Origin of the sequence: Streptococcus sp. 27098_8_148, assembly GCF_041432105.1 — a bacterium.
GTDB lineage: Bacteria > Bacillota > Bacilli > Lactobacillales > Streptococcaceae > Streptococcus > Streptococcus parasanguinis_AE.
The window spans coordinates 221,338-245,039 of record NZ_JAPVYY010000003.1 but is presented as its reverse complement, the minus strand read 5'-3'; the positions used below and the strand labels follow the sequence as shown (position 1 = coordinate 245,039).

Below are 23,702 nucleotides of genomic sequence, written 5' to 3'. Positions count from 1 at the left end.
TGGGACATCTCGGTCTCAACCCTGTTTTATATTAAAGGAGAATATATGAAGCGTTTCTTGCTAATGATTTCCCTTATTTGGAGTTTGGTTTGTACAATCACGATCGCACATGCAGATGATGAAGTTCGCTATTCGATTGAATCCTATGTAGGACACCTCCAATTGCAGGAAGATAGCCAAGCAACATTTACACAAGAGCTGACCTATCAGTTTCAGACAGGCTATCATGGTCAATATGTGACCTTAGGAAGCGCAGATCCTCTTCCAAAAGGGTTTAAGATTCATCGTAATCCTGAGGTGGAAGCCTATGTGGATGGGGAAAAACGAGAGATTCGTGTAGAGGAAACAGATCTGGAAGATGGCCGTCAATTAAAAATATACAATGCCCGTATCGTCGGTGGCACAGTCAAGATCAAAGTGAAATGGAAGATTGATCATCTCTTGACTTTCTACAAGGATATTGCAGAACTGAATTGGTTTCCTATTTCAGATGGAGATGAGAAAGTCGCGAAATTAGATTTTTATGTGGATGGCTTGGATGCTAAGCAAGGAAAACTGTATGCCCATACTGGTTACTTTAATCCACCAGCCCAAGTCGAACGGACTGAAACTGGTTATCATATTTGGACAAAGGATTTTCCAAAAAATGGAAAGCTCGAACTGCATGCCTATTGGCCAATGACAGAAGCCCTGCGTCGAGAACAAGCAAATGAGATTAACAAGGGAAAAGGAAAAGAGAAATTTCTCAAAAAAGAGAAATCCATTGAACAAAAAACGTTCCTCTATCGGACCCTTCTACTTAAGGTTGTACCAATTGTATCGATTCTTTTATTTATCCTCGCTTTCATTCCATGGATCCGGTATTTTATCAGTACCAGAACTCGTCGGATTGCAAAAGGAGTACGATTATACGAACCACCACAGAATTTACCTCCTCTTGTCCTAGCTAAGGCACTGTATCAACTTGATTTTGAACGGATGGTGATATCTAGAGAGAAAGGACCATTAAAATTCAATCATCTCATCCAAGCAACTATATTGGATCTCATTGATCGAGGAAATCTTCGTTTGACTAGGAATGAAAATGGGGAAACCTTGACCTGTCTCCATTATGAAGGCTTGGCTGATTTTGAATTGAAGTTTATTGAAATGATCTTTGATCAAGAATCTGAAATCAATATCAGTGAAGTATTTTCAAGGTATAAAATCGACAAAGCAGCCTTAAAAAAAGATTTTCGAGCTGCTAAATCAGATACACAACGAGACCGTATTCGAAAAGTCGGAAGTGCCGTTCAATCGCTTTTAAAAAAGGATGCCCAGCAATTGTCAAAAGGGGTAGAAAAGGAAATTGCAAAATTAGGATTGCCTTCTTATTTTAGAGACTTATCTGAAAAAGAAGAAGCTTTTTCTAAAACAGGCTGTGCCTTACATTTTTGGCTCTTACTGATCTTATTTGTGAGCATGTGTTTCTTATCTCTTGGATTTGGATCACACCTATCTTCCTTCTATTTTTGGATGATTGTATTGTTGGTCGTTCTCTTCATTCCATTTTATATTCTTGTGAAAATTCGCGAAGAACATCTCCAATCCTTAGAAAACTTGGATTCACAATTCCAATGGATGGCCTTTCGAAATATGATCGAAAGTATTCCAAATTTCAACCAAGCAGAACTTGAGAGTGTCATCCTATGGAATCGCATCTTAGTCTATGCAACTATGTATGGTCAAGCTAAAAAAGTGAGTCAGGTACTCAAAAATCATCAGATTTCCTTACCATATGAGGATTGGGATGCTGTTGTTTGGATAACGACCTCTTCAAATTCCTTCCTAGACGGCTCTACCTTGATGAGTTATGCAGATGATTCCTATAGCGTTTCAAGCTTCTCTACTAACTCCTCAGATGGCAGTGGCGGTTTTGACGGCGGTGGCTTTTCTGATGGTGGCGGTGGCGGAGGATTTGGAGCCTTCTAACAGTCATGATAAGAGGACTAGAATCGACGGATTTTGGTCTTTCTTTTTGCTCTCAAAGAAGAATCATCGTTGAAAAAAGTACCTATTTTCGCTATAATAGGACAGATAGAGAAATTGAGGAGAAATCCGATGTAGAGATGAATTTATAAATTTATCAAAAAATAAGAAGAGAAAGAATTAGGAACATGAACGTACAAGAAGAAATTAAAAAACGCCGTACCTTTGCCATCATCTCCCACCCGGATGCTGGTAAAACGACGATTACAGAGCAGTTGCTCTACTTTGGGGGAGAGATTCGGGAAGCCGGTACTGTCAAAGGGAAGAAAACAGGAAACTTTGCTAAATCTGACTGGATGGATATCGAGAAGCAACGTGGGATTTCGGTAACCTCATCTGTTATGCAGTTCGACTACGATGGCAAGCGCGTTAATATCCTAGATACCCCAGGGCACGAGGACTTCTCAGAAGATACTTACCGGACCTTGATGGCGGTGGATGCCGCGGTTATGGTTGTAGACTCTGCCAAGGGTATCGAGGCTCAAACCAAGAAACTGTTTGAGGTTGTGAAACACCGTGGCATTCCCGTCTTTACCTTTATGAATAAGCTGGACCGTGACGGTCGTGAGCCACTGGACCTCTTACAAGAATTAGAAGAAGTCTTGGGAATCGCCAGTTACCCAATGAACTGGCCGATTGGGATGGGGAAAGCCTTTGAGGGACTCTATGACCTTTATAACCAACGTTTGGAACTCTATAAAGGAGACGAGCGTTTTGCTAGTCTAGAAGACGGAGACAAGCTTTTTGCCAACAACCCTTTCTACGAGCAAGTAAAAGACGATATCGAACTCTTGCAAGAAGCAGGAAATGACTTTTCAAAAGAAGCCATCCTTGCGGGTGAATTGACTCCCGTCTTCTTCGGCTCAGCCTTAACCAATTTTGGAGTACAGACTTTCTTGGAAACCTTCCTCAAGTTTGCTCCGGAGCCACACGGCCACAAGAAGACAGATGGCGAACTTGTCGATCCTTATGATAAGGATTTCTCAGGCTTTGTCTTTAAAATCCAAGCCAATATGGACCCTCGTCACCGCGACCGGATCGCCTTTGTGCGGATCGTATCTGGCGAATTTGAGCGTGGGATGAGCGTCAACCTGCCTCGTACTGGTAAGGGCGCTAAGTTATCTAACGTGACTCAATTTATGGCCGAAAGCCGTGAAAATGTCAGCAATGCTGTAGCAGGAGACATCATCGGGGTTTACGATACCGGTACTTATCAGGTTGGAGATACTTTGACAGTGGGCAAAAACAAGTTTGAATTTGAACCACTGCCAACCTTTACGCCTGAAATCTTCATGAAAGTGTCAGCTAAGAACGTCATGAAGCAAAAATCCTTCCACAAAGGGATTGAGCAATTGGTGCAAGAAGGAGCTATTCAGCTCTATACCAACTACCAAACAGGTGAATACATGTTAGGTGCCGTTGGTCAACTTCAGTTTGAAGTCTTTAAGCACCGGATGGAAAATGAATACAATGCCGAAGTGGTCATGAGCCCAATGGGTAAAAAGACCGTTCGCTGGATCAAACCAGAAGACTTAGATGAGCGCATGTCTTCAAGCCGGAATATCTTGGCGAAGGACCGCTTTGACCAACCTGTCTTCCTCTTTGAAAACGACTTTGCCCTCCGCTGGTTTGCGGATAAGTATCCAGATGTTGAGCTGGAAGAAAAGATGGGGTAAGGAACGATTCAAAATCGATCCATAACAATAGAATAAGAAAACGAAAATCTATCCGTTTTCGCTTATAAAGGAGAAATGATGGGATTATTAAGTGGTTTGATGGGCAATGCCTCTCAAAAGAATGTTGATAAAGTAGAAAGAGATCTGGAAGATATCTTGGTGCCGGGAGAGCAAGTCACACTTGCTTTTAGCTTGATTCGTGATTTAATCGTCTTTACAGAGTTTCGTTTGATCTTGGTGGATAAGCAAGGAGTAACAGGAAAGAAAACGTCCTACAAATCCCTTCCTTATCGCTCGATCTCTCGATTTTCAGTCGAAACTTCCGGTCATTTTGATTTGGATGCCGAATTAAAAATCTGGGTCTCTTCTGCAGTCGAGCCTTCAGAAGTTTTACAATTCAAGAGTGACAGCAGCGTCATTGAAATCCAGCAAGCATTAGCCAGTGCAGTTTTTAAATAAAAATATCATTTTGATAGAGAACAGTTGAGAAAGGAGACGGAATGTTTATCGAAAAACAATTGGGTCAAGATCGGAAATGGATCAATATCGACTCGGATATGATTGCTGAAAACTCATATCTTTATAAAAAATACGAGATTGACAAAGAAACCATTGAGTACGCGATGGATAAGAACGAACGTGCCCATATGGATTATAATCGAGAAAACGGTACGATCACATTTATCTACAATGTATTGGATTTAGAAAAGGACAAGGAATACTACGAAACCATCCCTATGACCTTTATCGTTCAAGATACGCGACTCGTGACCATCAGTAACCAGGACAATGCCTATATCATTGAACAAATGGTTCGCTATTTGGAAAGCCATGGGGAGTTGTCGATCTATAAGTTGCTTTTTGCAGGTCTTGAAATGATCAGTAATGCTTATTATCCGATTATTGATCGCTTAGATAAGCACAAGGATGAACTCAATCGTTTGCTTCGAAAGACAACGACGACCAAGAATCTTTATGCCCTGTCTGACCTTGAGACCGGTATGGTGTATCTGGTCGCAGCAGCCAAGCAAAATCGGATGTTGCTAGAACATATTAAAGCGCATGCCATTTATCGCAGGATGAATGATGTTGAAAAAGAGCAGTTTGATGATGCCATGATCGAAGCGCGTCAGTTGGCTTCGATGACTGAGTTGATTTCCAATGTCTTGCAACAGTTGTCAGGATCTTACAACAATATCCTAAACAACAACTTGAATGACAATTTGACAACCCTAACCATCTTTGAAGCCTTGTTGGCGGTTTTAGCCGTTATCACCGGTTTCTTTGGAATGAATATCCCTCTTCCGATGACAAAGGATCCCAATGCTTGGATTTATGTATCCGTATGTAGCTTTATATTATGGCTCATTTTGGGAAAGGTTATGCGGTGGATTGTGAAACAAAGATAAAAAAGAGGCTTGGAGAAATCCGAGCCTCTTCGTATCTAGAATAATCTGAGAAATAGGAACCATCTAGACACCTGCCCTCCTCTCCAAAGAAGGGGCAGTGTGAATAGTTCATTGACTGTACAAAATCTTCTTGGAAATAGTAGGAGTAGATTTAATAGTACTGAGTGGTTCTAAATAAATCAGAACTTAGAATAAATCGTTGAATCAGATAAAATGATCCTATTTCTTTATACAGAAATATTTTAGATACTAACTGTATTATACATATTTATTTGTAAAAACGCAAGAACTACCAAAAAAAGTTTTTCCGAAGTTTTTATACTCCTATTTAAAGGGATTCTTGAACGGTGTCAGAAGAAAGTCAGCTAAATCTAGGGGAAACTGCCCTCTTGACTATTTTCAAGTTTTTAAAAATTTTTCCTAAAAAATAAAATTATTCTCCTTTGACTATCATTTGGTCGTCCATTGTGTTATACTAGATAAGTTGCAAACTTGTATGAGAGAAATGCTGGTGAGATGGAACAATTAGAAAAGGAATGTTGGTCAATCTCCCACAAGGAGGATCTTGGTGTCTTTTCGTTTGGAAAACGACTTTAATCAACCAAATCCGCTAGTGCGAAAACATTTTTCGCAGAAGGGAATTCCATAAAAAAACGATTGGGTTTTCCTTTAGATGAGTCTTGCGACAGGTAACCGGGAAGGAGACTTCCTATGCAATCAGTGCGTTTTCGCATTGAAAAGAAGTGTGATAAAGTGGCTTCGCACCACTTTTTAGAAAGAAGAAAGAATTGAAATTCAATGAATTTAACTTATCTGCTGAATTATTAGCAGAAATTGAAAAAGCTGGCTTTGTAGAAGCGAGCCCCATCCAGGAACAAACCATTCCGTTGGCTCTTGAAGGAAAAGATGTCATCGGTCAAGCGCAAACAGGGACTGGTAAAACAGCCGCTTTCGGTCTTCCAACGTTGGAGAAGATCGATGTCGATAACACAGTGATTCAAGCACTTGTCATTGCCCCAACTCGTGAATTGGCGGTTCAAAGTCAGGAAGAACTCTTCCGCTTTGGACGCAGTAAGGGTGTCAAAGTCCGCTCTGTCTATGGTGGATCAAGCATTGAAAAGCAAATCAAAGCCTTGAAGTCAGGTGCTCATATCGTTGTGGGAACCCCTGGACGCTTGCTAGATTTGATCAAGCGCAAGGCCTTGAAACTCGATCATATTGAAACCTTGATCCTGGATGAAGCAGATGAAATGCTCAACATGGGCTTTTTGGAAGATATCGAAGCCATCATTAGCCGTGTTCCAGAAACACGCCAAACCTTGCTCTTTTCAGCAACGATGCCAGAAGCTATCAAACGCATCGGTGTTCAGTTTATGAAAGAGCCAGAACACGTTAAGATTGCGGCCAAAGAATTGACAACCGATTTGGTCGATCAATATTATATTCGTGTCAAAGAGGGCGAAAAATTTGATACCATGACTCGTCTCATGGACGTGGAGCAACCAGAACTTGCCATCGTCTTTGGTCGGACCAAACGCCGGGTTGATGAATTGACTCGTGGCCTGAAGATTCGTGGCTTCCGAGCAGAAGGAATTCACGGTGATTTGGATCAAAACAAACGTCTCCGAGTCCTTCGTGACTTTAAAAATGGGAACTTGGACGTCTTGGTAGCAACAGACGTTGCGGCACGTGGCTTGGATATTTCAGGTGTGACCCATGTCTACAACTACGATATTCCACAAGATCCAGAAAGCTATGTTCACCGGATCGGACGGACAGGTCGTGCTGGGAAAACAGGGCAATCCATTACCTTTGTATCGCCAAATGAAATGGGCTATTTGCAAATCATTGAGAACTTGACCAAAAAGCGGATGAAGGGAATGAAACCTGCAACAGCAGAAGAAGCCTTCCAAGCGAAAAAACAAGTAGCGCTGAAGAAAATTGAGCGAGACTTTGAAGATGAAAAAATCCGGACCAACTTTGAGAAGTTTGGCAAGGATGCTCGCAAATTGGCTGCAGAATTCACTCCTGAAGAATTGGCCATGTATATCTTGAGCTTGACTGTTCAAGATCCAGACAGCCTTCCAGAAGTTGAAATTGCGCGTGAAAAACCATTACCATTTAAACCATCCGGTGGTGGCTTTGGTGGAAAAGGCAAAGGTGGCCGTGGAAATGGCCGTCGTGGAGACCAACGTCGTGACCGCAATCGCAGAGATGACCGTGAAGGTGGACGCCGTGATTTCAAACGTAAGTCCAATAAAAATAGCCGAGACTTTGAAGGCAAGGGCAACAAACGTCCTCATCGTACTTCCAATGAAAAGAAAAATGGATTTGTCATCCGCAACAAAGGGGATAAATAAGCTCTAAGAACGGTCTAGCAATAGGCCGTTTTTTTAATGAAAATCAAAAATACAAGGGTTAACCAGCTGTTAACCCTTGTATATTTATAAGGAGACCTAAATGATAACTGACTCTTTTAGAAAAATGTATCATGATAAGGAGCATCCAAAAAAGTCAGACAACAGAAAGAATGAATTCCTAAAATGGAATATTTCTGTTAACATATTAAGTCTACAATTATTTCCAAGCCTTGTCAAGGATTTTTTCTTATTTTTTTAAAATTTTTGACTAGAAAAATAAAAATTGACAATCTCTTCTAAAAGGTTATAATGAATATAATAACTATACTAATTAAAAAGAGGTGTCGCCCATGGTGATTGCATTAAAAAATGGTGATCTAGAATTACAATTTAAGACATTTGGTGGGGAATTGAGCTCCATTCGAAGTAAGGAAGGCATAGAATATCTTTGGCAAGGGGATCCAGAGTATTGGTCAGGACAAGCGCCGGTTCTGTTTCCGATTTGCGGGAGTGTTCGTAATGGTCAAGTGCAGTATCATCTAAAAGATGGAGTGAAGACAGGCCAGCTTCCAAGACACGGCCTTATTCGGAAGAGAGAGTTTGAACTCAAAGAACAAACAGACCATCGTCTTGTCTTTGAAATTACCTATAACGACGAAAGCTTACAAAATTATCCCTACCATTTTCGAGTGGAAATTATCTATGAATTGCAGGGGAAAGAGATCACCATCACCTATCGCGTGCAAAATTTAGAGTCAGATCAAGTCATGCCTTATTTCATTGGAGGGCATCCAGCCTTTCGTTGTCCCCTTTTAGCAGATGAAGACTATGAAGACTACGAGTTGATTTTTGAAAAAGAAGAAAGCTGTAGCGTTCCTCTCTTGTTCACAGAAACCGGGTTGGTTGATCGCCTGCAGCGGACGCCATTTTTAGACCATAGTCGTAGCCTACCTTTGCGCCATGAACTATTTGAAAAAGACGCCATTATTTTAGATCAATTAGCTTCTAAATCTGTGCAGCTCCTCTCGAAAAAATCTGGTAAAGGTTTGGAATTTGCCTTTGCAGATTTTGAGAATCTCGTCCTTTGGTCTACCAATAACAAGGGGCCTTTCATTGCCTTGGAGCCTTGGACGGGTATTTCCACATCTGCAGAAGAGGGCGATTTCTTCGAAGATAAAAAAGGTGTGATCCAGTTGGCTCCTCAAGAAACACGGAGTCACCAGTACCGTATCACCATTTTGTAAATGAAAAACCGTTGGACTAAGGAGTCCGACGGTTCTTTTTGATATAGTTTAGCTTTGCTTGGCGTGATTTCTTTTTAAAGAGAGCCTCGGCAGACATAGCAGAGGGTTTATCTGGATAGGATTCTTGGTAAAGAAGTTTAACGGGGAGGCGAGCCCGTGTATATTTGGCGCCTTTTCCAGCATTGTGAGTCTTTAGGCGTTTTTCAACATCCGTGGTGTAGCCAGTGTAGAGGGAGCCATCCGCACACTCTAGGACATACATGTAAGCCTTAGTTTCCATAGTAGATCTCATGAATCTCGTCTGTATAGCTGCCGTCTTCATTGTGAATAAAGAGGGGAGGCAGAATTTTTAAACCATCCAGTGAGCCATCCTTGATCGCCTCAATCAACAACATATTCGCCTCTTTGGTCACTTTGGGATAGACAAACTGGATCCGCTTAGGTGCAAGATTGTAACGTTTCATGGTTTCGATGATATCCAAGAAGCGATCTGGACGATGGACCATCGCTAAGCGGCCATTTGATTTAAGAACTCGCTGAGCCACATGGCAAATCTCATCTAAATTGGTCGTAATTTCATGTCGAGCTAAGAGGTAGTGTTCACTCTCATTGAGATTGGAATGCTCATCCACCTTGAAATAAGGGGGATTGCAGAGGATAATATCCACCTTACTGCCCTTGATATGTTGGGGTAAATGCTTGAGATCATCGGTGATCATGGACATTTGCTGGTTCAAGCCATTGAGAGCAATGGAGCGGGTTGCCATATCCGCCAGACGTTCCTGTATTTCGACACCAATGATCTGGGCTTCTGTCCGAGTACTCGCAAAAAGTCCCACGGCCCCATTTCCAGCGCAGAGATCTACGATCAAGCCCCGCTTGGGCAATTTTGGAAAGCGCGAGAGCAGGACGCTATCCACGGAATAACTAAAGACTTCCCGATTTTGTATAATTTTCACATCACTTGAAAAAAGTTGATTGACGCGCTCGCCGTCTTTTAATTCGATATCTGTCATGGCTCTATTATAGCATGAAAAGAGGCCTGGGGAAAGATCGATAAAACATAAAAAGTTGAGAGTTTTTACTCTCAACTTTTTTAATCAAATTCATATTTTTGGAGAATTGTAGTGAGGATAAAGACTCCTGTAAAGATGGCCATCAATGCCAGATAAACTGGGAAAGTAGTGGCTGTAAGGAGGGAAATCTCGATCAAGTTTTTCAACACGATCGCAGATGCGTAGAATCCTACTACAGAGAAGAGGATGAGGAGGGCCCGCCAGATATTTAGTGGCAGGCAAGCACGGATAACGGATAGGAAACCGATGGATCCAAGTAAGTAGTAGGATACAGTAGACATATCGGTTGCAGACCAACCATGGCTTGCTCCCCAAAGGCGAATAAACAAGACACTAAAGACGACCATCAAGGCGCTTGGTAAGGCTAACAGAAGGGAACGTCTCAAGAAGTGTTTTTCAACCGGTTTGATATTGCGTTCAAAGGTCAATACAAATGGTGGGAATCCTTCGACGAATTGGTCGATCAGGGTGATTTGAATAGGAATGAAAGGGAAAATCAGCAAATAGTTGACGTTAAAGAAGAGAGCACTGGCAATACAGATGATAGCCAAGAGGAAGGAATAGATCGTTTTGATAAAGAAGATTGGAGCGATTCGTCCAATGTTATTCACCACACGACGGCCTTCAAAAAGAATTTCTGGAACGTCATTAAAGTCAGAGTTCAAAAGAACAATATTGGCAATTTGACGGGTTGCTGGATCTCCCTCGGCCATTACGATGGAGCAGTCTGCTTCGCGAAGAGCAAGGATATCATTGACCCCATCTCCTGTCATAGCAGTTGTCCGACCAGCTGCTTTCAAGGTTTGGATGAGCAGTTTTTTCTGGTGAGGAGACACGCGCCCAAAGATAGCTGTTTCTTCTGCTTGATCCACTAATTGGTCATCAGAAATTTTTGAACAATCGATGTAGTTCTCATAATTTTTGAAGCCAGCTTGTTGAGCGATATAAGAGACTGTCACAGGGTTGTCACCGGAGATGATTTTGAGATCCACTCCTTGAGAGCGCAAATACTCAAGAGTATCTGAAGCCCCTTCACGAATGGGGTCTGTAATCTCAATAACTGCAATCCCTTCAAGATTTTCAGGCAGTTTCAATTCCTGCATGCTGATCAGTTCTGAACTGTGAGCCAAGACGAGCACGCGCGATCCACGAGCTTGTGCTTCGACGACAGCAGCTGGATTTTCTTTAAGGAGCATTTCAGGAGCACCGAGAAAGACAGTTCCAAGGTTAGATAGGTGCATGGCTCCCCATTTCCGATCACTTGAGAAAGGAATAATGTTTTCCGCAGTATAAGCATGCTCCAACTCCCCATAAGCCTTGCGAATAGCTTGAGCAGTAGGATTAGTGTCCTCGCTATATTGCATGTAAGCAGAGAGAATGACCTGGATCGTCTGTTCCGAAAAATGATCAGATAAGCTATGGAGAGATTCGACTGTCATCTTCCCTTGAGTGATGGTACCGGTCTTATCAAGACACAAGGTATCCACACGCGCCAAGGTTTCTACTGAGTACATTTCTTGGACAAGAACCTTGCGCATACCGAGCTTAATAACCGCTGTCAAAAGAGACGTAACTGTCAGTAAGGCAATTCCTTTTGGCAACATTCCCAAGAGAGCTGTGGAAGAATTCACGACAGAATCCTTGATCGGCAGCATCTTAATCAATAGTGCTTCAAAGAAGAGGGCAAGGCCAAATGGGATGATAATTTTACCAGTGAAGTTTGAAATTTTCGCTAAGTTATAAAGAATACGCGAATTGATAGGCTTCAAGGTTTTAGCTTCCATCATCAGTTTGTTGGCATAGTTGTTTGCTCCAACTCGCTTGACACGGGCATAGACTTGACCACTGGCAATATAACTACCAGAAAGCAGTTCATCACCAACTTCTTTTAAGACCAGATCACTCTCACCAGTCAGCATAGCTTCATTGGCTTCAGCGATACCAGACATGACTTCGGCATCACTAGGGATCTGCTCACCCGAAGATAAGAGCATTAAATCACCCAGAACAAGCTTTTCTGGTGGAATCGCATCTTTTTCCCCGTCTCGAATGACAGTCACTAGCTCACGACTCATGAGGTTGAGCTTATCAATCATCCGCTTGGCGCGCATCTCGGTCATGATCCCTGTAATGGCATTGAAGCAGATGACTGCGAAAAAGATCATATTGCTCCAGGCCTGTACAGCAGCCAAGGCCACGGCAATCACAAAGTTTAAGGTATTAAACAAGGTGAAGACGTTGCGCTTGATAATTTGCCAGGTACTGGTACTTGTATTCGTTGTAAAATCATTGGTTTGTCCGCGATCCATTTTCTTACGGACTTCACTGAGGGACAAGCCCTTTAAATCAATAGTTTCCATAGACAATATGATATCATTTTTTTGAGAAAAAGACTATCTAGAATCGGTCCGCTGAGACAATTTTTATCTAAAAAAGGTTTGCGGTCAAAATCAGGATACGGTATAATAAGAAAGAACCTTTTACAGGATGGAATATCTTGTAGAGAGACGAATGAAATGGATTTGAGGAACAACTATGTTTTATACCTATTTACGTGGCCTTGTTGCCTTTATTCTGTGGGTTTTAAATGGGAATGCCCATTACCATCATAAGGACAATATTCCAGATCGAAAAGAGAACTACATCTTGGTATCGCCTCACCGGACTTGGTGGGATCCGGTCTATATGGCCTTTGCGACCAAGCCAAAGCAATTTATCTTTATGGCAAAAAAAGAGCTCTTTACCAATCGTATTTTTGGCTGGTGGATTCGCATGTGTGGGGCTTTTCCGATCGACCGTGAAAATCCGGGAGCAGAAGCCATTAAGTATCCTGTCAATATGCTGAAAAAGAGCAACCGTTCTTTGATTATGTTCCCAAGTGGAAGTCGTCATTCTCAAGACGTTAAAGGCGGTGTTGCCATCATTGCCAAAATGGCGAAGGTCCGTATCATGCCAGTGACTTATACTGGTCCAAGAGACTTGAAAGGGTTGGCAACGGGTGAACGCATTGATATGAACTTTGGACATCCCATTGATATTTCGGATATTAAAAAGATGAATGACGAAGGAGTGGCAGAGGTTGCTCGCCGTATCCAAGAGGAGTTTGATCGCTTGGATGCGGAAGCACAAGCGATCAACACCCCAACAAAACCTTTTATCTTGATTCGCTTGTTAAAAATCCTTTTGATTCCCCTTGTCTTAGTCGTGGGCATCTTGACCTTGCTCTTTAGTTACCTGGCAAGCTTTGTATGGGATCCAGACAAACATCGGAAAAACAAGTAAAAAAACTGAGAGTTTTTCTCAGTTTTTTTTATTTTTACGAATAATAAAAGTGAGAGGAGGTTTCTTATGGAGGATATCATCGAAAAAATCAAAGAATATAAGCTCTTTTTAGCTCTTACTGCTATCGGACTCTTACTTGGAGGGTATTTTCTTTTTCATCGACCTCAGTCAAGTGCATCCACCATACCGGATCTTTATCAGTCTTCTAGTTCAACTTCGAGCAAAGAAAAGGTGCAGACTAATAGTTCCAAAGAAGAAAAGACGGCTACTTCTGTGTCTGATGCACCCGAGATCATTACGGTCGATGTCAAAGGAGCCGTCAAACAACCAGGTGTCTATGAGTTGCGCTCCAATAGCAGAGTCCATGATGCTATTTATAAGGCAGGCGGGATGACAGCAGATGCCAATCGCCAATCGGTCAACTTGGCGCAAAAACTCACCGATGAAGCAGTGATCTATGTTGCTAAAGAAGGGGAGGATGTTCCGGCACTTGGAAGTTCAGAAAGTCCTGTAACTTCGTCAGCGCCAGCAGAAAAAACAGGCAAGGTCCGTTTAAATCGAGCGACCGAATCAGAGCTCCAAACCGTATCAGGCATTGGACAGAAACGTGCCCAGGACATTATCGCCTATCGCGAGGCAAATGGTCCTTTTCGATCAGTGGATGATCTGAAGAATGTTTCAGGAATCGGAGAGAAAACACTGGAGAAACTAAGAGATGCTTTCACGGTGGATTAAAGACCTCCCTTTTTCGCTTGTCCATCTCGCCTTTGTGCTCCTATGGCTGTATTTTAGTATCTATCAACCATCTTGGCTTTCGATCAGCGGTCTAGTAGTAGTGGGAGTTTTAGCGGTTCATCACTATAAAGGGGAGCGCTCAAGTTTGCTAGGGCTTGCTTTAGCAACCCTTTGTTTTGCGGCCTTCTTTGTCTTTCAGCGACTACAGGATCATCCAGTACAAGCAGAAAGTCAGCTGCCACCCCACTTACGCCTGATTCCAGATAGCATCAAGATCAATGGGGACGCCCTGTCTTTTCGTGCTAAAAATCAGGGTAGGACCTACCAAGTCTTTTATACTTTAAAATCAGAAAAAGAAAAACAACAGTGGCAAAGTCAAACTCATTTGTTGGAGTTGACGTATAAAGGTGATATAGAAGAGCCAGAAGGGCAGCGAAATTTTAGAGGATTTGACTACCGGTCTTATTTGCAAACACAGGGGATTCACTATCAAATAAAAATTGAGGCGATCCAATCCGCGCTTCCCATCCAAACTTGGAATGTTTTTGACTGGCTATCTCAATGGAGGCGCCAAGCTATTGTTTGGAGCAAGGAGCACTTTCCGCAGCCAATGAACCAGTATATGACCGGCCTTCTTTTTGGTTATTTAGATACGGATTTTGAGGAGATGGATCAGCTTTACACGAGTTTAGGGATTATTCATTTGTTTGCCTTGTCTGGGATGCAGGTCGGCTTTTTCATCAATGGGATCCGAAAAGCTCTCTTACGTCTAGGAATCTTGCAAGAGACAGTCGATATCTGGATGCTTCCAATCTCTTTGGTCTATGCTGGCTTGACAGGTTTTTCTGTTTCAGTGGTTCGCAGTCTCTTACAAAAAATCCTCTCTCAAAAGGGCATCCGAGGGATGGAAAATATGGCGATGACCTTGATGCTCTTAATGATTCTCATGCCCAAGTTTCTCCTGACAGCTGGAGGAGTCTTGAGTTGTGCTTATGCCTTTATTTTGACCTTGGTAGATACTAATTCTTATTCAGGAATTAAAAAGGTGCTAGTGGAAAGTTTCTGGATTAGTCTGGGGATCTTACCCCTTTTGACCTATTATTTTAGTGTCTTTCAACCATGGTCACTCCCTTTAACCTTCCTCTTTTCTTTCTTGTTTGATCTTGTTCTCCTTCCAGGGTTAACAGTGCTATTTATCTTATCGATTCTAAAGCCGCTTACGATTTTTAATAGTTTCTTTCTACTCATAGAGGAGTGTATTCGTTGGATCTCAAAGCTCACGTCGCTACCGTTGGTATTTGGTCAACCGACGGGATTAGCTCTGATCGTCCTCTTACTTCTTTTAGGGACCTTATATGATCTTCGAAAGCAAAAAAAACTTCGTTTTCTGTTCATCGGTATGATTCTACTCATCTTTTGTTGGACCAAGCATCCTTTAGAAAATGAGATCACCATGGTGGACATCGGTCAAGGAGACAGTATCTTTTTACGCGATTGGAAAGGAAGGACCATTTTGATTGATGTCGGAGGACGCGTCACTTTTAAAAGTGGAGACAAGTGGCAAGAGCGCAGTCAATCTGCCAACGCGGATAAAACCTTGATTCCCTATCTCAAGAGTCGAGGTGTTGGAAAACTCGATGCTTTGGTCTTGACCCATACAGATCAGGACCATATGGGCGATATGGTAGAGGTTGCCAGACAAATCCCGGTTAAAAAAGTGTATGTCAGTCCAGGCAGTCTAACCAGTTCCAAATTTCAAGATAAATTGAAACAGCTTCATAGTCCAGTTAAAGTAGTCCAGAGAGGGGATCAACTTCCTATTTTTGATCATCATCTCGAAGTCTTATCTCCTGATGAAGTGGGGGATGGCAAAAATAATGATTCGATTGTCCTCTATGGGCAGTTTTATCAGAAACGGTTTTTGTTTACAGGTGATCTGGAAGAAGCTGGAGAGAAAAAACTATTGAAAAACGATCCACAATTACAAGTAGATGTCTTGAAAGTAGGCCACCACGGATCAAAAGGTTCCTCTAGTGATGTATTCTTGGATCAGCTACATCCTCAATTGGCCTTAATCTCCGTTGGAAAGAAAAATCGCTACCAGCATCCTCATAAAGAATTGCTTGATCGTTTAGAGGAACGATCCATTTCTTACCTTCGTACCGATGAAAGGGGAGCGATTCGCTTGATTGGGTGGGATCATTGGAGGGTAGAAACGGTCCGCTAGAGATGAGGAGAGGTTTGCTTTCTATGCTGAAAATTGCTATTATAGAAGGTGAAATCAATGTAAAGGTAGAATCGTATGAACGCATTTAAGCAATTTTGGATACAGTATGCAGATTTTTCAAGTAAGACCAGTCGAGCTCATTTTTGGCTAGCTTTTTTCTGGAATTTCCTGATTTCTTTGCCTCTTTGGGTTTTTTACATCGTGACTTCTTTATCCCATCAAAATGCTCAAGAAATACTCAATTTTTCAACTGTTCATTCTAAAACAGGTCTATGGGCACTCGCTTTCTTAGCATTCTTTTACTTCCTCATTTTGGTACCCAGTCAAGCCATTTGTGTGCGTCGCTTGCGGGATGCTGGGATCCATTGGTCTTGGATCTTTTTGAACCTTGGTCCGGTTTTACTCTATTTATTGTCAGGGCTAGATATTTTCCTATTTCTTTGGGTGATTACAGTTATTTCTCTCCTGATTCTCATGATGCTTCCAGGAAAAAATACCTTCCCACAACCAGTAGAAACTCCTATGGGAGTAACTTCTGAACCACAGGTCACAGCGACAGAAGGAAGCTTTGGAGGCAGCTCGTTTGAGCAAATTCCTAATTTTGTAGCAGCTCCAGATTTGTCCGACGAAAAACCACCATTGGAACAAAAAATGGCTGCTGAACACGAAATCCACTAAACGGATAAAGATAAGAGAGTTTCATGCAAGCAATTACCGACACTAAACATCTGACGGTTCAAACTCTGCCTTCTATTCTTGTCTTGACAGGCGAGGATGTAGGTCAATTTGAATGGTTAAAAAAAGACATTTTAAAAAAAATAGGCTATGATCCCTCAGATTTGAATTATTCTTATTTTGATATGAAGGAAGCCTCCTATGCTGAGGTAGAGCTGGATTTGGTCAGTCTTCCCTTTTTCGCTGATGAAAAAATTGTGATTTTGGATCACTTATTGGATCTGACGACTGCCAAAAAACGCTATTTAACAGATGAAGATCTGAAGCAATTTGAAAACTACCTGGAAAATCCTTCTGAATCGACCCATTTGCTGATATTTGCAGAAGGAAAATTAGATAGTAAGCGTCGCTTGGTCAAACTCCTAAAACGGGATGCCCAAATCATTGAAGCGGCGACTCCTAAAGAGCAAGAGGTAAAGCGCTATTTTGCAAGCCAAGCCCAAGAATTGGGCCTGCAGTTTGTGGGCGATTCCTTGGACCAACTACTCTTAAAATCTGGCTATGATTTTGGAGAGTTACAGAAGAATCTCGCTCTTTTGCAGGCTTATAAAGAGGATGGTCAGATTACCCTCGAAGATATTGAGGAGGTTGTTCCCAAAACCTTGCAAGATAATATTTTTGATCTGACCCAAATGATTCTCAAACGCCAAATCGATCAAGCCCGGAATTTGGTGAAAGATCTCCGCTTACAAGGAGAAGATGAAATAAAATTGATTGCTATTCTGTTGGGGCAATTCCGAATGTTTTCTCAAGTAAAAATTTTTTCAGAAGAAGGTCAATCTGAAAGCCAAATCGTAGCGAGCTTGTCGGAGTTGTCAGGACGCAAGGTCAATCCATATCAGGTGAAGTTTGCCTTGCGGGATAGCCGCAAGCTTTCCCTGTCCTTTCTGAAGCAGGCCATGATGACCTTCATCGAGACGGATTATGCAATTAAAAGTGGAACGTATGATAAAGACTACTTATTTGATTTGGCACTTTTAAAAGTGGCAAATAGCGTCTAAACATGAATGAAATTGCAAGCAGATTAGTTGAATAATTTAGCTGTTTGCGTTATTATCAAGTCAGTAATAAAGAAAAGAGGACCATAAAATGGCAATCATTTTACCAGAATTACCATATGCTTACGATGCATTGGAACCATATATCGATGAAGAAACCATGCATTTGCACCATGATAAACACCATCAAACATATGTAAATAATGTGAATGCAGCTCTTGAAAAACATCCTGAAATTGGAGAAGACCTTGAAAGCTTGTTAGCTAATGTTGAATCCATTCCAGCTGACATTCGCCAAGCTGTGATCAACAATGGTGGTGGTCATTTGAACCACGCTCTTTTCTGGGAATTGATGACTCCAGAACAAACAGCTCCTTCAGCAGAACTTGCTGCAGCGATTGATGCCACATTTGGTTCATTTGAAGACTTCAAAGCAGCCTTCACAGCAGCAGCAACGACACGTTTTGGTTCTGGCTGGGCATGGTTGGTTGTCAATAAAGAAGGTAAACTTGAAGTCACTTCAACAGCAAACCAAGATACACCAATCTCTGAAGGAAAAACACCAATCCTTGGTTTGGATGTTTGGGAACATGCCTACTACGTGAAATACCGTAATGTACGTCCTGACTACATCAAAGCTTTCTTCTCAGTGATCAACTGGAATAAAGTTAATGACTTGTTTGCAGCAGCAAAATAATAAAATAAAGGAATCTATAAGAGCGACAATTGGCTCTTATAGATTTTTTTGTTTGTATCCGGAAAATCGGAGTATAATTTCTTGCGTTTGGACAGGAAAATGATACACTAATAGGAGTGTGTCTTACTTATCAGAAGCCCAGTTTGAAGGGCCTAGGCAAGGAAAAGATGACCGTTAAAATGAAAACTGAAACATTCAGGGAGAAATGAAATGACTAGTATTACCATTACCAAAGGAGCAGTTGAGACGCCTATCTATTTACGTATGTTGAATCGTCATGGCTTGATTGCAGGAGCAACAGGGACAGGGAAAACAGTTACCCTCAAGGTCCTCACAGAAAAATTAAGCAAAGAGAGTATTCCGGTCTTTCTAGCTGATATCAAGGGAGATTTATCTGGCTTAGCCAAAGCCGGGCAATGGACACCAAAACTGGAAGAACGCTACAAGCTTCTTGGTATCACAGATCCGTTTGAGCCACAAGCCTTCCCTGTTCGATTGTGGGACGTCTTTGGCCAAGCTGGTCATCCTGTTCGTGCGACTGTCGAAGGAATGGGGTCATTGCTTCTGTCTCGTCTGCTTGATTTGAATGAAACTCAATCAGGAATTCTTGCAATTGTCTTTAAAGTGGCTCAAGAGAAAGATTGGCCCTTGATTGATTTGAAGGACCTGCAAAGACTTTTAAAGGAAGTCTATGAACACAGCACAGACTATTCTGCCCAATATGGTAATATCACCAAACAATCTGTCGGTGCGATCCAAAGAAGCCTCTTGGTTCTTGAAGAAGAAGGAGCGGATCAGTTTTTCGGAGAGCCTGCACTTGATTTAAATGACTTTATGCAACTCGATGCATCAGGGCGTGGGTATATCAATATTCTTTCGGCTACAAAGCTCTTTCATTCACCAAAATTGTATTCAACCTTTTTAATTTGGATGTTGTCTCGTCTCTTTGAAACACTTCCCGAGGTTGGGGATCCCGAAAAGCCAAAACTGGTTTTCTTCTTTGATGAAGCCCATCTCCTCTTTAAGGATGCAAGCAAGCTCTTTCTTGAGAAGGTCGAGCAAGTCGTGCGCCTGATTCGTTCGAAGGGTGTAGGGATTTACTTTATTACCCAAAATCCTCAAGATCTACCAGAATCTGTTTTGGCACAGCTTGGAAATCGTGTACAACATGCTCTTCGAGCTTATACACCAAAAGAAATGAAGGCCATCAAGGTGGCTGCCCAAAGTTTTCGTCCGAATCCAGACTTTGATACAGAAACAGTGATCACAGAATTAGGGACAGGGGAAGCCTTGGTTTCTTTCCTGAATGAGAAGGGGCAACCTAGTGTTGTTGAGCGTGCTTATATTCTCTCTCCTCAATCGAGTTTTGACCTCTTAAATGAAAGTGAACAATTGGCCTTGATCACAACATCGCCTTTCCATCAAAAGTATGCGACGACGATTGATCGGGAATCTGCCTATGAAAAATTAGCAGCTAAAGCAAGCAAGGAAGCACAAGAAGAGGAGAAAAAAGAAGCAGAAAAAGAACGAGCTACGGCGGAAAAAGCAGAGCAAAAACGCAGTCCAGGTCGCCCAAGAAAATCCAGTCTTGAAAAAGCTAAGGATTCCTTCTTGAGTTCCTTATTCCGGACGATTGCGCGTGAGATCGCTAAGCTCATTATGGGCTCCTTTAAACGAAAATAAGCCTTTGATGAAAAGAAATAAACTTTTTAAAAAGAAATCGTTTTCTATTTCTGATAATTCTTGTTATTTTCAGTAGAATCTTTTATAATTAATCTCGTATGAAAAAATATTTTAATCTACGCTCGATCATGATTGCGATCAGTATTCTATTGTGCTTAGTGGGAACAAGCGCACTGGGCTACTTGCATCTTACGCAACCAACAGCATCAGCAATTGAAAAAAAAGCAAAGAAAACAAAAGAAGCAAAAGAAGCAAAAGAAAAAGATATAGAACAGTCTACGCCTGAGACGAAAAAACCACGTGTCAAATCTCCTGAAGCTAAGCAAGCAGTAGTAGACGCAGACATGGAAACGATGAGTGCTTATGGCCTTGTTTATGATTATGCTAATAAGGGTTTGGTAGAAGTTGTCCAGGATTTCCTAGCAGAAAGTGGAATTGATCCGTCACAAGTTGCCTTCACGTATCGCAATGCCATTACAGGAGAGCAATTTGCCATGAATGATCTTCAACCAATGACGGCAGGAAGTACCTATAAGCTACCGTTGAACATGTTGGTGGTGGATGAGGTCACAAAGGGGAAACTCAATTTAACAGATCGGTTTGACATTAACAATACCTACTATGAATATGTAGGGGAACATGACAATTACGTTGCTGCCTTTGATGGAGCCATGTCTATCCCTGATATGCAACGCTATTCATTAGTTTACTCTGAAAATACCCCAGCCTATGCCTTGGCAGATCGTTTAGGGGGAATGGAGCAAGCGCGCAAGTTATTTAGTCGCTATGGTCAATCTCGCTCACCAGAAGTCAAAACCTTTAGCGAAGATAATAAAACGACAACGGATTATTATATCCATGTCTTGCAATATCTTTGGAATCATCAAGAAAAATATGCAGATTTGTTGGAATTGATTGGGGAGTCTTTCCCAGGTGAGTACTATAAGAAATTCTTGCCAGATTTGGTCATTCAACAAAAACCGGGCTATGTTGCGGAAGCGCTCAATGTGGATGCGATTGTCCGTGAATCGACTCCTTATTTGGTTGCCATTTACACTGCAGGACTTGGAGGTACGACTCCAGAAAGTTCTGAAATCAGTGGCGTTGGTCTTTATCAATTGGGACAATTGGCTTATGTTATCAATGAATGGCATCGTGTCAATATGAATGAATAATCGACAAAAGGTCTGAGGGTTGCTCAGGCCTTTTATTCTATCAAAGTAGGATGAAATTCACTTGGTGTTTCGAATTACTTTTCTGTTCTAAAGAGACTTCTTTCCCTTTTCTATAAAAAGTATGTTATACTAATAATAGTAATAAGAGGAAGTATAGACATGATTACAAAGGAAGATTACCAATTGCTCCGCTCGCATCCAGCCTTTTCTGCGCTACCAGTGGAGCTATTTGATAAATTAGCTGTTGAAATTCATGCCAGGGATATCCCTAAAGGACAAATTTTGTTTTATGCAGGAGATAGGCGGGAGCGCATTTTTCTTCTGGCAAAAGGCTTTGCCCGTATTGAGCAATTTGATTCGTCTGACCAATTCTCCTATATGGATTATATAAAGAAGGGGGCTCTGTTCCCTTATGGTGGGATGTTCCAGGATGAGCGTTACCACTATACAGCTAGTGCGGTGACGGATTTGCGTTGTTTCGTGATTCCCGTCAATCTCTATGAATTATATGCCCAAGAGAGCAAGGAGCAGTTGCTCTTTATTATGAGAAAGCTCTCCTCCATCTTAGAATTTCAAGAGTTGCGCTTGCGCAATGTCGTGACAGCTAGTGCCAGTGAGCGTGTGATTCAATCCTTAGCCATTCTGTGCAAGGACTATGAAAGCCTTGGAAATCAACTTCCATTTCCAATTAGTATGAAGGAAATCGCCAAATTAGCAGCCACAACTCGAGAAACTGTCAATCAAGTTTTAAAGAAACTCATCGATTCTCATAAGATCCAGTATGAGAGAAAACAACTAACTTTTCTAGATACAGCCTACTTTTTAAAAAGTTTTGAAGAGATCAACTAATTTGTTGATCTTTTTTTATTTTTTACAAAAAAATATATATTCATAAAAATAATATAAAAGGCAAAATATGCAAAGAAAACGCTTCATATTAACTAAAAATAGGAAAGATTCAAAAAAACGCAAAATTCTTTGCATTCAAAAAGTAGAATCCTTTGTGAAAGCGGTATCATTAAAGACTATAATAACAACTGTAATAAGCTTGTGAACAAGCTCAAAGAAAAAAGGAGGATGACAGATGTCAACTAAACCAATTCATGTTTTCTCAGAAATTGGAAAACTGAAAAAAGTAATGTTGCACCGTCCAGGTAAAGAGTTGGAAAACTTGATGCCTGACTATCTAGAGCGTCTTCTTTTTGATGATATTCCATTCTTGGAAGATGCACAAAAAGAACACGACAATTTTGCTCAAGCGCTTCGTAACGAAGGAATCGAAGTACTTTATCTTGAAAAATTGGCAGCTGAGTCATTGACTACTCCAGAAATTCGCGAACAATTCATCGAAGAATATCTTGATGAAGCAAACATTCGTGGACGCCAAACTAAAAACGCTATTCGCGAAATCCTTCGTGGTATTGAAGACAACCAAGAATTGGTTGAAAAAACAATGGCTGGTTTCCAAAAAGCTGAGCTTCCAGAAATTCCTGAAGCTGACAAAGGCTTGACAGACCTTGTTGAATCTGACTATCCATTTGCGATTGATCCAATGCCAAACTTGTACTTCACACGTGACCCATTTGCTACAATTGGGAATGCAGTATCATTGAACCACATGTATGCTGATACACGTAACCGTGAAACTTTGTATGGTAAATATATCTTCAAATATCACCCAGTATATGGTGGTAATGTAGAATTGGTATACAACCGTGAAGAAGACACTCGTATCGAAGGTGGGGACGAATTAGTCCTTTCTAAAGATGTCTTGGCAGTTGGTATCTCACAACGTACAGATGCTGCATCAATTGAAAAATTGTTGGTAAACATCTTCAAGAAGAACGTTGGCTTCAAGAAAGTCTTGGCCTTCGAATTTGCGAACAACCGTAAATTCATGCACTTGGATACAGTATTCACAATGGTGGACTACGATAAATTCACCATCCACCCAGAAATCCAAGGCAACCTTCGCGTCTTCTCTGTAACATATGAAAATGAAGCATTGAAGATTGTTGAAGAAAAAGGTGATTTGGCTGAATTACTTGCTGAAAACCTTGGTGTTGAAAAAGTTACATTGATCCCTTGTGGTGATGGCAATGTGGTTGCAGCTGCTCGTGAACAATGGAACGACGGATCAAATACTCTTACAATCGCACCTGGTGTGGTAGTTGTATACGATCGTAACACAGTCACAAACAAGAAATTAGAAGAATACGGACTTCGTTTGATTAAGATCCGCGGAAGTGAATTGGTTCGCGGTCGTGGTGGACCTCGTTGTATGTCAATGCCATTTGAACGTGAAGAAATCTAATAGAGAAGACCGAGAGCTGGTCTTTGAGGATCAGCTCTTTCTTCTTACTGATCAATACTAGAA

The 23,702-nt window shown here is 41.5% G+C and carries 19 protein-coding genes; 16 read left to right on the top strand and 3 right to left on the bottom strand.

All coding sequences use genetic code 11. The features are described from left to right. Positions 1-45: 45 nt before the first annotated feature. The 6 genes from O3646_RS04150 (at position 46) to O3646_RS04125 (ending at position 8,717) form a co-directional block, all read left to right on the top strand. Entirely contained in the window at positions 46-1,971 is a 1,926-nt protein-coding gene (locus O3646_RS04150; RefSeq protein WP_371610575.1) for a DUF2207 domain-containing protein, read from the top strand. Positions 1,972-2,156: 185 nt separating this feature from the next. Beyond that, complete coding sequence (locus O3646_RS04145; protein WP_049483662.1) at positions 2,157-3,704, top strand: peptide chain release factor 3; 1,548 nt, start codon at positions 2,157-2,159, stop codon at positions 3,702-3,704. A 78-nt stretch (positions 3,705-3,782) separates the two neighbouring features. Further along, a complete protein-coding gene (locus tag O3646_RS04140; RefSeq protein WP_004219989.1) occupies positions 3,783-4,163 on the top strand; it encodes a PH domain-containing protein in 381 nt (126 codons plus the stop codon). Positions 4,164-4,204: 41 nt separating this feature from the next. Continuing rightward, a complete protein-coding gene (locus O3646_RS04135) occupies positions 4,205-5,113 on the top strand; it encodes a magnesium transporter CorA family protein (protein ID WP_003006305.1) in 909 nt (302 codons plus the stop codon). Positions 5,114-5,901: 788 nt separating this feature from the next. After that, positions 5,902-7,473, top strand: a complete 1,572-nt coding sequence (locus tag O3646_RS04130; RefSeq protein WP_049486402.1) for a DEAD/DEAH box helicase — start codon at positions 5,902-5,904, stop codon at positions 7,471-7,473. A gap of 350 nt (positions 7,474-7,823) precedes the next feature. Beyond that, positions 7,824-8,717: an aldose 1-epimerase family protein gene (locus O3646_RS04125; RefSeq protein ID WP_214259756.1), complete on the top strand. Its 894-nt coding sequence runs from the start codon at positions 7,824-7,826 to the stop codon at positions 8,715-8,717. Between the two features lie 16 nt (positions 8,718-8,733). Here the strand turns inward: O3646_RS04125 and O3646_RS04120 are convergent, their stop codons facing one another. The 3 genes from O3646_RS04120 to O3646_RS04110 form a co-directional block, all read right to left on the bottom strand. Beyond that, positions 8,734-8,997 carry a GIY-YIG nuclease family protein gene (locus O3646_RS04120; RefSeq protein ID WP_004219743.1) on the bottom strand — a complete coding sequence of 88 codons (264 nt, stop codon included), beginning with the start codon at positions 8,995-8,997 and terminating at the stop codon, positions 8,734-8,736. Further along, positions 8,987-9,733, bottom strand: a complete 747-nt coding sequence (locus O3646_RS04115; RefSeq protein WP_021152863.1) for a tRNA1(Val) (adenine(37)-N6)-methyltransferase — start codon at positions 9,731-9,733, stop codon at positions 8,987-8,989. Before O3646_RS04115 ends, O3646_RS04120 begins: the two co-directional genes overlap by 11 nt. Positions 9,734-9,813: 80 nt before the next feature. Further along, complete coding sequence (locus O3646_RS04110) at positions 9,814-12,153, bottom strand: cation-translocating P-type ATPase (protein WP_371610574.1); 2,340 nt, start codon at positions 12,151-12,153, stop codon at positions 9,814-9,816. A gap of 175 nt (positions 12,154-12,328) precedes the next feature. On the opposite strand from O3646_RS04110, the gene O3646_RS04105 reads away from it, so the two are divergent. The 10 genes from O3646_RS04105 to arcA all read left to right on the top strand — a co-directional run bounded on the left by O3646_RS04105 (position 12,329) and on the right by arcA (position 23,639). Further along, positions 12,329-13,075 (top strand): 1-acyl-sn-glycerol-3-phosphate acyltransferase, encoded by a 747-nt coding sequence (locus tag O3646_RS04105; RefSeq protein WP_070673821.1) that lies wholly within the window; start codon positions 12,329-12,331, stop codon positions 13,073-13,075. Between the two features lie 66 nt (positions 13,076-13,141). After that, on the top strand, positions 13,142-13,810 hold the full coding sequence (locus O3646_RS04100) for a helix-hairpin-helix domain-containing protein (RefSeq protein WP_371610573.1): 669 nt from the start codon (positions 13,142-13,144) through the stop codon (positions 13,808-13,810). Further along, the gene (locus O3646_RS04095) at positions 13,791-16,037 is read left to right on the top strand and encodes a DNA internalization-related competence protein ComEC/Rec2 (protein ID WP_347111767.1); all 2,247 of its coding nucleotides are present in this window, start codon (positions 13,791-13,793) and stop codon (positions 16,035-16,037) included. Before O3646_RS04100 ends, O3646_RS04095 begins: the two co-directional genes overlap by 20 nt. Positions 16,038-16,112: 75 nt before the next feature. Next, positions 16,113-16,715: a DUF805 domain-containing protein gene (locus O3646_RS04090; protein ID WP_070673824.1), complete on the top strand. Its 603-nt coding sequence runs from the start codon at positions 16,113-16,115 to the stop codon at positions 16,713-16,715. Between the two features lie 23 nt (positions 16,716-16,738). After that, positions 16,739-17,773 (top strand): DNA polymerase III subunit delta, encoded by a 1,035-nt coding sequence (gene holA, locus O3646_RS04085; RefSeq protein ID WP_195623119.1) that lies wholly within the window; start codon positions 16,739-16,741, stop codon positions 17,771-17,773. 88 nt (positions 17,774-17,861) lie between these two features. Further along, positions 17,862-18,467, top strand: coding sequence for a superoxide dismutase SodA (gene sodA / locus O3646_RS04080; RefSeq protein ID WP_061455362.1), 606 nt, complete (start codon positions 17,862-17,864; stop codon positions 18,465-18,467). Between the two features lie 210 nt (positions 18,468-18,677). Next, the gene (locus O3646_RS04075; RefSeq protein ID WP_347111768.1) at positions 18,678-20,150 is read left to right on the top strand and encodes a helicase HerA-like domain-containing protein; all 1,473 of its coding nucleotides are present in this window, start codon (positions 18,678-18,680) and stop codon (positions 20,148-20,150) included. Between the two features lie 98 nt (positions 20,151-20,248). After that, complete coding sequence (locus O3646_RS04070) at positions 20,249-21,325, top strand: serine hydrolase (RefSeq protein WP_347111770.1); 1,077 nt, start codon at positions 20,249-20,251, stop codon at positions 21,323-21,325. A 159-nt stretch (positions 21,326-21,484) separates the two neighbouring features. Continuing rightward, on the top strand, positions 21,485-22,174 hold the full coding sequence (locus O3646_RS04065) for a Crp/Fnr family transcriptional regulator (RefSeq protein ID WP_347111771.1): 690 nt from the start codon (positions 21,485-21,487) through the stop codon (positions 22,172-22,174). Positions 22,175-22,409: 235 nt separating this feature from the next. After that, positions 22,410-23,639 carry an arginine deiminase gene (gene arcA / locus O3646_RS04060; RefSeq protein ID WP_003002445.1) on the top strand — a complete coding sequence of 410 codons (1,230 nt, stop codon included), beginning with the start codon at positions 22,410-22,412 and terminating at the stop codon, positions 23,637-23,639. The last annotated feature ends 63 nt before the right edge of the window (positions 23,640-23,702 follow it).

What these genes read in the sequence shown, in the direction of transcription:
- O3646_RS04150 (WP_371610575.1), top strand. Translation starts at nt 46, where the DNA reads ATGAAGCGTTTCTTGCTAATGATTTCCCTTATTTGGAGTTTGGTTTGT.
- O3646_RS04145 (WP_049483662.1), top strand. Translation starts at nt 2,157, where the DNA reads ATGAACGTACAAGAAGAAATTAAAAAACGCCGTACCTTTGCCATCATC.
- O3646_RS04140 (WP_004219989.1), top strand. Translation starts at nt 3,783, where the DNA reads ATGGGATTATTAAGTGGTTTGATGGGCAATGCCTCTCAAAAGAATGTT.
- O3646_RS04135 (WP_003006305.1), top strand. Translation starts at nt 4,205, where the DNA reads ATGTTTATCGAAAAACAATTGGGTCAAGATCGGAAATGGATCAATATC.
- O3646_RS04125 (WP_214259756.1), top strand. Translation starts at nt 7,824, where the DNA reads ATGGTGATTGCATTAAAAAATGGTGATCTAGAATTACAATTTAAGACA.
- O3646_RS04120 (WP_004219743.1), bottom strand. Translation starts at nt 8,997, where the DNA reads ATGGAAACTAAGGCTTACATGTATGTCCTAGAGTGTGCGGATGGCTCC.
- O3646_RS04115 (WP_021152863.1), bottom strand. Translation starts at nt 9,733, where the DNA reads ATGACAGATATCGAATTAAAAGACGGCGAGCGCGTCAATCAACTTTTT.
- O3646_RS04110 (WP_371610574.1), bottom strand. Translation starts at nt 12,153, where the DNA reads ATGGAAACTATTGATTTAAAGGGCTTGTCCCTCAGTGAAGTCCGTAAG.
- O3646_RS04105 (WP_070673821.1), top strand. Translation starts at nt 12,329, where the DNA reads ATGTTTTATACCTATTTACGTGGCCTTGTTGCCTTTATTCTGTGGGTT.
- O3646_RS04100 (WP_371610573.1), top strand. Translation starts at nt 13,142, where the DNA reads ATGGAGGATATCATCGAAAAAATCAAAGAATATAAGCTCTTTTTAGCT.
- O3646_RS04095 (WP_347111767.1), top strand. Translation starts at nt 13,791, where the DNA reads ATGCTTTCACGGTGGATTAAAGACCTCCCTTTTTCGCTTGTCCATCTC.
- O3646_RS04090 (WP_070673824.1), top strand. Translation starts at nt 16,113, where the DNA reads ATGAACGCATTTAAGCAATTTTGGATACAGTATGCAGATTTTTCAAGT.
- holA (WP_195623119.1), top strand. Translation starts at nt 16,739, where the DNA reads ATGCAAGCAATTACCGACACTAAACATCTGACGGTTCAAACTCTGCCT.
- sodA (WP_061455362.1), top strand. Translation starts at nt 17,862, where the DNA reads ATGGCAATCATTTTACCAGAATTACCATATGCTTACGATGCATTGGAA.
- O3646_RS04075 (WP_347111768.1), top strand. Translation starts at nt 18,678, where the DNA reads ATGACTAGTATTACCATTACCAAAGGAGCAGTTGAGACGCCTATCTAT.
- O3646_RS04070 (WP_347111770.1), top strand. Translation starts at nt 20,249, where the DNA reads ATGAAAAAATATTTTAATCTACGCTCGATCATGATTGCGATCAGTATT.
- O3646_RS04065 (WP_347111771.1), top strand. Translation starts at nt 21,485, where the DNA reads ATGATTACAAAGGAAGATTACCAATTGCTCCGCTCGCATCCAGCCTTT.
- arcA (WP_003002445.1), top strand. Translation starts at nt 22,410, where the DNA reads ATGTCAACTAAACCAATTCATGTTTTCTCAGAAATTGGAAAACTGAAA.